Origin of the sequence: Streptomyces sp. NPDC056361 (assembly GCF_042262805.1) — a bacterium.
Classification (GTDB): domain Bacteria; phylum Actinomycetota; class Actinomycetes; order Streptomycetales; family Streptomycetaceae; genus Streptomyces.
In genome coordinates this window covers 1-9364 of sequence record NZ_JBHJQI010000216.1, presented here as the reverse complement: position 1 = coordinate 9364, position 9364 = coordinate 1, and the positions used below count along the sequence as shown (strand labels likewise).

Below are 9364 nucleotides of genomic sequence, written 5' to 3'. Positions count from 1 at the left end.
GCTGTCGAGGCCGCGGACGTGACGAAGCGTCACTAGTGCCAGTTGCTGATCCTCACGTCGCTCGGCGCGGGCTCGCCCTTGCCGGTTTCGATGAGGTTCTTGAGGCTCATGAGGAAGGTGGCCCACTTGGTGCTGCAGTGGTACATGAACTCCACGGGCTGCTGCCAGCCGGCGTGTCGGAAGAGGACGATCGTGTAGCCGTCCTCCTGCTTGAGGTCGAAGTGGACCTGGGTGCCGATCCACTCCTCGGGGCCGTCGACGACCTCCCAGAGCACGCGCTCGTCGGGGCGGGCTTCGAGGACCTTCATGTCGAATCCGCCGGGCTCGAAGCGGAAGCGGACGACTCCGCCGACCTCGGGGTCGCCGTCCGTGTCCTCGGTCCACCAGTGCGCGAGGCCGTCGACCGTGGTCAGCGCCTCGTAGACGGCGCCGGGGGACGACTCGACTCCGATCCTGTGCAGGATGTCCAGCATCTCGCTACCTCTTTCTCGGGTGGGCGCCCGCGGTGGGGCGTCGTTCCTCGCCGCCCGCGGTGGGGCGGTGGGGCGGGGTGGTGGGGCTCAGTCCTCCTGGCTGCGCTGGATCGCCTCGGCGAGGCGCTTGATGCGCTGCAGGCGGGCGTCCCATGCGGTGCCGACGGAGGTCAGTTGGGCGACCGCGCGCGCGAGTTGGGCCTCGTCGACCTCGTATCGGCGCTCGCGTCCGGACGGGGTGACCTGGACCAGCCCGACCCGGTGGAGCACACCGAGGTGCTTGGCGACCGCCTGCCGCGATATGGGGAGGTGCTCGCTGAGCGTGGTGGCCGTGCCGCCGCCGGTGAGCAGCAGGTCGAGCATCCGCCGCCGGGTCGGGTCGCCGACCGCGGTCCAGAGCTCGTCGTCGATGACGGTGTTCACGGCGTCGACACCAGCCGTGCGACGTACGTGACGAGGCGGGGCAGGAAGTGGTCCCATCCGGAGACGTGCTCGCGGTACTGCTGTTCGAGTACGGCGGCCTCCCAGCCCTTCTCCCGGAAGCCCGTCTCGGTGAAGCGCAGCAGCGTGCCCGCGCCCGACGGGATCAGCTCGAAGACCACGAGGAGCGAGTTCGTCGCCGTCGCGGCCTCGGTCTCGTCGTGCACCCACCGGAAGGAGAACCGGCGGGGCGGGTCCGCCTCGACGACGGTGAGGGGTACGGCCTTCGCGTCCGGCGAGGCCGGGTCGCCGAAGGTGATGACCCCGGTGCCGCCGGCCACGGGGTCGAGGTCCGCCTCGTCCGGCCACCACTCCCGCAGGTGCTCGGGCCTGCTGACCACCTCGTAGACCACCTCGGGCCTCGCGTCGATGTGGATCTCGCGTTCGATGCTGCCGCGCTCCATGCCGCTCTCCCAGTCTCTCGCAACCTTTGGTTGCACGACAACTGTAGAGCCGTCGCGCGCCATGCGCAACACTTGGTTGCGCGAAGGGGGGTGGAAGCGAACGCCGGCTGCCCGTCGGCCGTGAGGGGCCTCACCATCCAGCCCCCCGCACGAGGTCGCAGCGCTAGCCCAGTCGCTGGTAGACGAGGCACTGGTCCGATTCCTCGGGGCACAACCGGACCGTGTTCCGGTCGACGACGTCGAGCGTCACGTCGTACGCCAGGTAGCGGCAGGTGCCGCCCGTCCCCGGGTTCACCTGGATGAAGGTGCCCTCGTAGCTGGATCCGTCGCCCCGGACGACGGCTTCGGAGGGCTCGACGACCGGCTCGTTCCCGAGCTCCTGCTCACAGGCTCCGACGTCGGTTCCGTGGGTGCCGTCCTGGGTTCCGACGGCCCGGTACGCGCCCGGGCCCGCCGGTTCCAGGAGCAGGCGCAACTGGGCGCGGCCCTCGCCGCGGGCGTAGGTGCCGGTGACGGGTGAGGGCGGGGGAGCGGAGGTGGTGGGAGGAGCGGAGGGCGTCCGGTCGGTGGCCGCGGGGGCACCTGGCGGGGAGTCACCGTCCTGGAGGAGGGCGCCGAGGGCGATGGCGGCGGCGAGAACGGCGGCGGCGCAGGCCGCGGCGACCGTCCACCGGCGCTTGCGGTTGCGGCGGGACGGCGCGGGGCCGTGCGGGGCGGGCGGGCTTGGGGGCGGCGGGGTGGAAGCTGAAGTGGAGGGTGAGGGGCGAGTCTTCGCCGAAGGTGTCGCCGAGGGTGGCGGTGGGGCTGTCGGTGGGGGTGGCGGTGGCGGCGCGGACGGCGTCGTGGCCGGGCGGGACGGTGCGGTGGCGGCGGGCGTCGCTCGCAGCTGTGCGATGTTGTGTCGGGCGGTCTCGGCTCCGGCCGCGTCGCCCACGCGGTCCCAGAGCGCGGCGGCCTGTTCGAAGCCGGTCCGGGCGGCGTCGAGTCGCCCGTCGCAGCAGGCGGACAGGCCCTGCTGGTGGGTGAAAAGCGCCTCGGACGCGGGGTCGCCCCACGCTCTGGCGGCCTCGATCCCCTCGGTGAGGACGTGGTTCCACGCCTCCCACCGGCCCTTGAGGGCCAGGACCGGCTGCACCGCGCGGACGAGGGTGATCACGTGCGGCCAGTCGCGGCGTTCGGTGACGAAGGAGAGCACGGAGAGGGCCGCCCCGGCGACGTCCGCGGCCTCGTCGCTCGTGGGATCGCGGGCGAGCAGCCAGCCGCCCAGCGCGTGGACGGAGTGGGAGACGTCGAGGTGGGCCAGGAGGGTGTCCCGGTAGCTCTCGGCCCGGCAGGCCGGCAGCCCGAAGCGGTCGTCGTGCTCCTCCGCCAGGCCGTGGCGGCGGAGCTTCCGCAGGGCTCCGGCGGCGTCGTCGGCATCGCACATGACCGTCAGCAGGTCACCGGGGAGCAAGGGGCCCGCCAGGAGGGCGAGTACGGACAGGACCCGGCGTTCGCCCTCGGTGAGCGTGGCGAGGGCGAGTCGGTCGAGTGCGCGCGGGTCGTGCTGGAGGGACGCGGTCAGCTCGTCGAAGGTGTACGCGCCCTCACGGACGAGGGCGGCGCCCTGCCGAAGGCTCAGCGGCCGGCCCTCGACGGCGTCGACGAACCGGGCGGCGGCTCCCTGCCCCTGCCCGGCCACCACCCGGGTCACCTGGGGCACGCGGGTCTGCACCGTCGCCCCGTTCGGCGCGGTCGCCCCCGTGGTTCCGGTCGGCTCCGCTTCCGTCTCGTGCGCCAGCAGGGCCCGGGCCGCGGGGTCGGGCAGGCCGGAGAGGGGGTGTGACGTGCCGGCCCGTCCCAGGAGCGGGTGGGGGGCGCCGAGGACGACGGCGCAGCCGGGGAGCGCGTCGACCAGGGAGGCGATCCGGGGGAGGTCGCCCGTGACGTCGTCGAGGAGGAGCACGGCGCCGAGGCGGGAGAGGGCGTCGGCGCACTGGCCGGGGGTGGGCGCCCAGGGGTTGTCGCGCCGGTGGAGCGCCGCGAAGGCGCGCCGGAGCAGGTCGTTCGTGCCGTCGGTGCCGGGGCGCAGGACGACCGCCGGGTGGCCGCGACCGGTGGCGTCGGCCGCCACGGCCTGGAGGAGGGTCGTCTTGCCGATCCCGCAAGGCCCGTAGAACTCGACGGGGCGGCGGGCCGCGAGGGCGTCGCGTGCGGCGCGGAGCTCTTCCCGGCGTCCGAGGAGCAGCGGCGGTGGGGCGAGCGTGACGGGGGCGCGCGGCGTGAAGCGGGGGTTCGGCGCGGCGGGCAGCCGGGTGATCCGGCCGCCGGTGGTGGGACCACCCGGCACCTCGATGTCGAGTTCTCCGTAGCGCAGGTGTCGCGTGATGTTCATGAGGTCTCCCGGCTCGGTTCGGCCAGGTGGATCGGTCGCGACCTCGTCCCTCTCTTCGACCCTCGGTCTCCGGGCGGCGCGTGTCAAACGCCCGGTGGGTGCGCGTGCCCGCGGGGGTGGGCGTCGGGGCCGACCGGCGTCAGGCGCTCCAGTGGTCGCGCTCCGGCAGTCGGACCCACAGGTCGGGCGGGCCGACGACCGGGCGGGCGTTCGACGGGCGCAGGCCGGCGAAGGAGCACGCGTACGCCACGGGGTCGCAGTGGAAGAGGTAGGAGGTCAGGACCTCGGCGGGGGAGTCGTCCTCGTGCGGCCCGCCGCCCGGGTGCAGGTCCCAGGCGTCGAGGGAGCCGTCGCGGGCGATGCTGCCCTGGTTGCCGCTCTTGGGGTTGGCGTACAGGCCGTAGCAGAAGGTCCCCGCGGAGAGGCGGGCGAGTACGCCGGGCATCTGCGGTGCGTACCCCCAGGGCTGGGTCACGACGCAGCCGCCCGGCACGGAGGTGACCCCGACGATCGGCAGGATCTCGTCCGTCTCGTACGCGTACGGGTCGTCGACCACGTCGTCGGCGTCCTCGTCGGGCACCGGCTCCGCCTCCAGGCGCCGCACCGCCTCGGCCGCGTCGATGCCGGCCACGCAGGCGAGCCCCGTTCCCTCGTAGGGGAAGCGGCCCAACGCCTCGACGAGCCGCGCGGCCTCGGCGGCCACCAGCCGCTCCGACTCGCTCAGCCGCTCGCCGTCCGGTGCGGTGAACAGCTCCGGTGTCGGCCCGGCCAGGCTCAGTCGTCCGGGCGACCAGCCGCCGTGCGACCGCCGCCACGGATCCGCTCCGGCTGCGACAAGGGCTCTCGCGTTGTCGGGCCGCCGCGACACGACGGCCTCCCACAGTGCCGTCACCCCGTTCTCCAGGGCGTCCACGTCCACGACGCGCCGGGCGAGCTCCGCGACCACCTCCGGTGAGCCGAACGCCGCCGCGCGATGCAGCGGACGGCCCCCGCTCCACGCCTCCGGGTCGGCGCCCTGTTCGAGGCGTCGTCGGACGGCCTCGTGGTCCTTCTCCCAGTCCGTTCCGATGCCGGTCCAGCCATCCCCGTGCGTCATCACCACGCCCCCTCCTCGGCGACCGGAGGGCTCCCCGAGCCCCCTTCCCACACACTCCCACACGGGTCCGACAGCGGGCCGCTCTCCCGGTCGCGGAGACCCTGACGCCTTGAGGGTGCCAATAATGGCTCGCCATGGTGCCATTCATGCGCCATGATGGCACCATTGATGGCGCGCACCTCGGTTCCACGGACCGGACGGCGCGCTTTCTCGGGGTGGGGCATCGCTTACAGGGGGCCGGTCATGGAGTCAGCAAGGAGTCGACACGAGTCGGCCGCACCCGGCGCCTTCGTCGCCTTCACCCGCTTCGTCCTCTGCGGTGGTGGGGTGGGGGTCGCCTCCAGCTTCGCCGTCGGCGCCCTCGCCGCCTGGATTCCCTGGATGCTCGCCAACGCCCTCGTCGCGGTGGTCTCCACGCTCCTCGCCACCGAGCTGCACGCCCGGTTCACCTTCGGTGCGGGCAGCAGGGCGACCGTGCGCCAGCACGCGCAGTCCGCCGGATCGGCGGCGGCCGCGTATGTCGTGACGTGCGCGGCGATGCTCGTCCTCCAGATGCTGGTGACCGCACCCGGCGCCCTGCTCCAGCAGGCCGTCTACCTGTCCGCCTCCGCCCTCGCGGGAGTCGCCCGCTTCGCCGTGCTGCGGCTCGTCGTCTTCGCGCGCACCCGCTCGCGGGCCGCGACCGCCACCCCCGGCCCCCGCCCCCTGTACGCGTCCTCGGGGCGCATCGCGGCCCCGACGGGCCCCGAGGAACTCTGCCGCGCGGCCTGACCGTCCGCGGGCGACACGTCCGGTGGCGGGTGCGGGCGGCGGGTGCGGCCTCATGGCGGCAGTCGGCGACCGAGTGGGGCCCGTCCGCGGCGGCGGTCCGAGGGCCCCTCGGGGTTCATTCCTGTGGGCGTCGGGGCTGGGGGCGGACGGTGAGGATCTGCTCGGCCTGGCCGACGGGGCCGTGGAGGTCGTGGAGGACGCTGCTGGTGAGGCCCTGGCCCGTGGGGCCGAAGGTGACGGTGGTGTCGAGGCCGGTCCACGGGCCTTCGGGCTGCCGGTGCAGGTGGATCGTGAGGTCGAGGTTGGGGAACATCCAGGCCGTCGGGTCCTGTTGGACGGCGATGCCGTTCGCGGTGTCCACGAGTGCGAGGTACGACGCGAGGGGGCTGATCGCCTCGCCGGCGACCAGGTCCAGGGGCGAGGAGATCCACGCGGTGCCGCGGCCCTTGCGGGTCGGGGGAGTGCGGCGGACGTCGATCGAGGAGACGTACCCGCCGTTCCACGCCGCGCCCATCTCCCACCGGGGCAGCGTGTCGGGGGCGGGCAGCGGGCCGGACGGGCTGTCGGCCACGGACGAGGAGTCCAGGGACGCGAGCAGCCAGGCCCGGGCGCGGACCACCGCCCGCCCGCCGATGACGACGGTCGCTTCGAGGAGTTCGATGGTGCGACCGGGGCGGACGGTCTCCACGGTGATCTCGCACTCGTCGAGGGCGATGCGGCCGAGGATGTCGTAACTGATCCGTCCGAGGAGCAGTCCGCCGGGCCGGTCCGCCACGTGCCGGTCGACGGCGTGCGCGACGAGTCCGGCGAGCGGGCTGAAGTGCTGCTCGTCGGCGCTCCAGGCGCCGCCCGCGTGTGCCGTGGGCTTGTAGCGGTGCTCGCCCGTCCGCTCGTAGTAGCTCTCGCGGGCGGCTGCGCCTGTGCTCACGGTGTGCGTCTCCTCGGGCGGTGCCCGCGCGCACGCAGGCGAAGAAAGGTGTACCGATCACGCATCGTAGGGGTGATCGGTGTCCGCGCACCGTGACCCATCGCACACGCGGGGGCGGCGGGGGCTACGAGGTGAGCCAGCGGCGCAGGAGTCTGCTGACGGCGGGCATGGCGGCGTACGTCATGAGGACGTTGAGGACGCAGGCCGTGATCGCGCTGCTGACCAGGAGGGGGAGCGCGGTGAGGTGCGGGACGAGGAAGAGGCCGCCGAGGACGGAGAGGGGATAGATCGCCAGGGTCGCGCTGATCGCCATCTTCCAGCGGGGCGGCGCGGGGCGCGTCGAGCCCGGCTCGGCGAACCAGGTCTCCATGCCGGTCAGGGTGCGCCGGGCGATCTCGGTGTGGTGGTGCCCGTCGCAGTCGGCGAACCAGGCCGCGCGCTCCGGCGACTCCTGCCACGTCCGGCACGCCTCCGTGTCGCGGAAGCGGTGGACGAGGAACCAGGGGGCGTCGCCGCCGGAAGAGCGGAAGAGCCCGTACCCGAGGTGGCCGGGGAAGGCGGCCGCGGTCTCCAGGATGCCCTTCGCCCACCGTTCGAAGGCGGCTTCGTGGCCGGGCTGCACCCGGCGGGCTATCAGGAGGGTCACCTCGCCGGTGTCGGCGGGGACGGTGGCGTGTTCCAGGCTGACCGCGGTCACAGGGACTCCTCGTGATCTCGCCGCGCCCGTCCGCACTTTACGTGCCGGGCGCCGCCGGAGGCCAGCGTGATCGGGTGAGTCCCCGTGGAGCCGCGGGGCCGTCGTGCGGCGCGGACGCGGGGTCGTGGAGGAGCGGGGGTGTCAGCGCCCCAGCTGGGCGTCGAGCCAGGTCAGGACGTCGGGGGTCACCGGGTCGGTGAGGTCGGCGAACTCGTCGTGCTTCTTGAGGAACTTGGCCACGTACGGGCAGACCGGGACGATCCGCATGCCGGAGGCGCGGACGTCGGTGAGGGCCTGCTCGACGAGGATCGAGGCGAGCCCCTGGCCGGCGTAGGCGTCGTCGATCTCGGTGTGGAAGAAGACCCGCCGGTCGTCGCGGTCGCGGTACGCGGTCAGCCCGGCGCGCTTCTCGTCGACGAGGATCTCGTAGCGGTGGCGGGCGTCGACGCGGCGGACGACGGGGGCCGGGGTGGGGGTCTGCTCGCTCATGGCGGTCCTTTCGGAAGGGATTTCGGCGTGTCGGGGGCGAAGGGCGGTACGGGGGAGCGGGTCGGCCGCGGCCCTCAGTGGCGGGGCGGGTTCCTGCGCGGGGTGAGGACGGCGTTGGGCAGGGCGGGGGCGGGCAGTCGGTCGCCGGGGTAGCCCTCGACGGCGCCGAAGCGGTCGGAGGACTGCTCCCAGGCCTCTCGTGCCTCGACGATGTCCTGGTGGTCGCGGCCGATGAAGTTCCACCACATCACGATCTCCTCCTCGAAGGGCGGGCCGCCGAGCAGGACCGTCCGGGCCGGGCGGTCGGAGGCGTTGGCGAGGGTGAGGGTGGTGCGGCCGGGGGTGGCGTAGCCGAGGTCGGCGGGGCGGAGGGGGATGCCGTCGAGGCGGACGTCGCCGTCGTCGACGAGGAGGCCGTGCTCGAAGTCGGGGTCGACGTCGAGGGTGACGGTGGCTCCGGGGTCGAGCAGGATCTCGGCGCCGAGGAGCGGGGTGAAGGTGCGGACCGGGGAGGTCCGGTCGGCGAGGGTGCCCAGGAAGACCCGGAGTTCGGCCCCGTCGAGGCGGAGGGGCTCGGGGGCGTGGTGCTGGAAGTCGCGCGGGGCGTGGCGGTGTGCGTCGGGGAGGGCGACCCAGAGCTGCACGCCGTGGAGCACGGTGGTGCCGGGGGTGGAGACCTCGGTGTGGCTGATGCCGTGCCCGCCGGTCATGAGGTTGATCTCGCCGGGGCGTACGAAGGCGTGGGTGCCCAGGCTGTCGCGGTGCTCGATCTCTCCCGCGAAGAGCCAGCTGACGGTCTGCAGGCCGGTGTGCGGGTGCGGGGCGACGTCCATGCCGCCGGACTCGGCGACCCGGTCGGGGCCGTAGTGGTCGGCGAAGCACCAGGCGCCGATGAGGGTACGGGCCCGCTGCGGCAGGGTGCGGCGTACGGTCATGGCACGTGGTCCGCCCAGCGGAACGTCCCGGGAGGTCAGGATCTCGATCTCCGTGTCGCCCATGTTCAGGCCCCTCCGCAGTGATGTAGTTTCGTTTTCAACAAGTATGGTTGATCATCGTCCCGATGACAACCGGCGAAGGAGTGCAGGGTGAGCGAGACGGCAGAGACCACGTGGGCGCCCGGGGTCACCGATCGGGTCTACCTCGACAAGCGGAGTCCCGACGCGTACCGGGCACTGGTGAGGACCGCCGACGCCGTGCGCACCACGGCGGCCGAGGCCGGCCTCGACCGGATCCTGGTCGAACTCGTCAACCTCCGGGTGTCCCAGCTCAACGGCTGCGCCTACTGCCTCGACGTGCACACCCGCGCCGCGCTGCGGGCCGGCGAGACCACCCGGCGCCTGGGCGTGCTGGCCGCCTGGCGCGACACCGAGCTCTTCACCGCCCGCGAGCGCGCGGCCCTCGCCCTCGCCGAGGCCACCACCCATCCCGCCGACGCGCTCGCCCAGGAGCGGGCGTACGACAGTGCGCGCGAGGTCCTGGACGACGGCGAGATCTCGGCCGTGATCTGGGTGGCCATCGCCATCAACGCCTTCAACCGCGTGTCGATCCTGAGCAAGCACCCGGTGCGGGAGAGCACGACTTCCTGACGGCGGCCGCCCCGCCCCGCCCCGCACGTGGACGGCGTCAGTGGCACCCGAGCGCCCACCGACGGC

The 9364-nt window shown here is 73.6% G+C and carries 11 protein-coding genes; 2 read left to right on the top strand and 9 right to left on the bottom strand.

Features of this window, described 5'->3' with window-relative positions:
• Positions 1–32: 32 nt before the first annotated feature.
• The 5 genes from ACFCY7_RS38080 to ACFCY7_RS38060 form a co-directional block, all read right to left on the bottom strand.
• The gene (locus ACFCY7_RS38080; RefSeq protein ID WP_376490669.1) at positions 33–473 is read right to left on the bottom strand and encodes an SRPBCC domain-containing protein; all 441 of its coding nucleotides are present in this window, start codon (positions 471–473) and stop codon (positions 33–35) included.
• An 87-nt stretch (positions 474–560) separates the two neighbouring features.
• Positions 561–896: an ArsR/SmtB family transcription factor gene (locus ACFCY7_RS38075; RefSeq protein WP_376490668.1), complete on the bottom strand. Its 336-nt coding sequence runs from the start codon at positions 894–896 to the stop codon at positions 561–563.
• Positions 893–1357, bottom strand: coding sequence for an SRPBCC family protein (locus ACFCY7_RS38070; RefSeq protein ID WP_376490667.1), 465 nt, complete (start codon positions 1355–1357; stop codon positions 893–895). The genes ACFCY7_RS38075 and ACFCY7_RS38070 overlap by 4 nt, the downstream gene beginning before the upstream one ends.
• 163 nt (positions 1358–1520) lie before the next feature.
• Positions 1521–3731 carry a hypothetical protein gene (locus ACFCY7_RS38065; RefSeq protein ID WP_376490666.1) on the bottom strand — a complete coding sequence of 737 codons (2211 nt, stop codon included), beginning with the start codon at positions 3729–3731 and terminating at the stop codon, positions 1521–1523.
• A 139-nt stretch (positions 3732–3870) separates the two neighbouring features.
• Positions 3871–4827, bottom strand: coding sequence for an ankyrin repeat domain-containing protein (locus ACFCY7_RS38060; protein WP_376490665.1), 957 nt, complete (start codon positions 4825–4827; stop codon positions 3871–3873).
• Positions 4828–5070: 243 nt separating this feature from the next.
• Between ACFCY7_RS38060 and ACFCY7_RS38055 the strand changes: the two genes are divergently transcribed.
• On the top strand, positions 5071–5598 hold the full coding sequence (locus tag ACFCY7_RS38055; RefSeq protein WP_376490664.1) for a hypothetical protein: 528 nt from the start codon (positions 5071–5073) through the stop codon (positions 5596–5598).
• A 115-nt stretch (positions 5599–5713) separates the two neighbouring features.
• Here the strand turns inward: ACFCY7_RS38055 and ACFCY7_RS38050 are convergent, their stop codons facing one another.
• From ACFCY7_RS38050 to ACFCY7_RS38035, 4 genes are all read right to left on the bottom strand, one after another.
• Entirely contained in the window at positions 5714–6526 is an 813-nt protein-coding gene (locus ACFCY7_RS38050) for a thioesterase family protein (RefSeq protein ID WP_376490663.1), read from the bottom strand.
• A 124-nt stretch (positions 6527–6650) separates the two neighbouring features.
• Positions 6651–7223, bottom strand: coding sequence for an antibiotic biosynthesis monooxygenase (locus ACFCY7_RS38045; protein WP_376490662.1), 573 nt, complete (start codon positions 7221–7223; stop codon positions 6651–6653).
• A 141-nt stretch (positions 7224–7364) separates the two neighbouring features.
• Complete coding sequence (locus tag ACFCY7_RS38040) at positions 7365–7712, bottom strand: GNAT family N-acetyltransferase (protein WP_376490661.1); 348 nt, start codon at positions 7710–7712, stop codon at positions 7365–7367.
• 74 nt (positions 7713–7786) lie between these two features.
• On the bottom strand, positions 7787–8710 hold the full coding sequence (locus ACFCY7_RS38035) for a pirin family protein (RefSeq protein WP_376490660.1): 924 nt from the start codon (positions 8708–8710) through the stop codon (positions 7787–7789).
• A gap of 87 nt (positions 8711–8797) precedes the next feature.
• On the opposite strand from ACFCY7_RS38035, the gene ACFCY7_RS38030 reads away from it, so the two are divergent.
• Positions 8798–9298, top strand: coding sequence for a carboxymuconolactone decarboxylase family protein (locus ACFCY7_RS38030; RefSeq protein WP_376490659.1), 501 nt, complete (start codon positions 8798–8800; stop codon positions 9296–9298).
• Positions 9299–9364: the final 66 nt, after the last annotated feature.